1 protein-coding gene and 1 pseudogene are annotated in these 1,246 nt (G+C 70.0%); both read left to right on the top strand.

What is annotated here, in order from left to right:
* Positions 1 to 136: 136 nt before the first annotated feature.
* Positions 137 to 982: pseudogene (locus tag OO67_RS35355) on the top strand (acyltransferase domain-containing protein); the annotation flags it as partial.
* Between the two features lie 68 nt (positions 983 to 1,050).
* Positions 1,051 to 1,246, top strand: a 196-nt coding sequence (locus tag OO67_RS40405) for a hotdog family protein (protein ID WP_244300512.1), incomplete at its 3' end; no start/stop codon positions are given.

Here is a 1,246-nt window from a genome sequence, read left to right on the forward strand (position 1 = left end):
CACCGACCGCACCACCCTCCTCACCGGCCTCACGGCACTCGCCGACGGCACCGAGACCCCCGGCCTGACCACAGGCACCGTGACCCCCGGCAGGACGGCGTTCCTCTTCACCGGCCAGGGCAGCCAACGCCTCGGCATGGGACGCGAACTGTACGAAGCCCACCCCGTCTTCGCCGCCGCCTTCTGCGAGGTGTGCGACCGTTTCGACGCGATCCTCGACCGGCCGCTGCACGAAGTGATGTGGGGGCAGGACGCGGAACTCCTGAACCGGACCGAGTACACGCAGGCCGCGCTCTTCACCCTGCAGACCGCGCTGTACCGGACCCTCGAACACGACGGACTCACCCCCCAAGTCCTCATCGGCCACTCCATCGGCGAGATCGCCGCCGCCCACGTCGCCGGGGTCCTCTCACTCCCCGACGCCGTCACCCTCGTCGCCGCCCGCGGCCGGCTCATGCAGGCCGCCCGCACCGACGGCACCATGATCGCCCTCCAAGCCACCGAGGACGAAGTACACACCGCCCTCGCCACCATCGACGACCTCGACATCGCCGCCCTCAACGGCCCCCAGGCAACCGTCATCTCCGGCGCCCAGGACGCCGCCGAAGCCCTCGCACACCACTTCACCACCAAAGGCCGCAGAACCAAACACCTCACCGTCAGCCACGCCTTCCACTCCGCCCACATGGACAGCGTCCTCGACGACTTCCGCCACGCCATCGACCACCTGACCTACAACCCACCCAAGATCCCCGTCATCTCCAACCTCACCGGACTCCCCGCCACCGGCGACCAACTCACCACACCCGCCTACTGGGCCGAACACATCCGCCGCACCGTCCGCTTCCACCCCGGCATCCAGCACCTCGAAACCAACGGCACCACCCGCTACCTCGAACTCGGCCCCGACACCACACTCACCACCCTCACCCAGGACACCCTCACCCAACCCGCGACACTGGCACCCACACTCCGCAGGAACACCTCCGAGACCGCCACCCTCGCCGGCGCCCTGGCCCACCTCCACACCACCGGCCACAGCCCGGCCGCATGGCGCGCTTCTGGCTCTCCCCCGGTGCCACGACCACGGATGTGGCCGCCGCCGGCCTTGTCTCCTCCGAACATCCGTTCCTGGGCGCCGTGGTGGCCCTCGCCGACACCGACCAGCTCGTCCTCACCGGCCGGATCTCCCTGCGCACCCACCCCTGGCTCGCCGACCACACCATCGCCGGCACCACCCTCCTGC

It is taken from the genome of Streptomyces atroolivaceus, assembly GCF_000717025.1.
GTDB classification, from domain to species: Bacteria; Actinomycetota; Actinomycetes; order Streptomycetales; family Streptomycetaceae; genus Streptomyces; species Streptomyces atroolivaceus.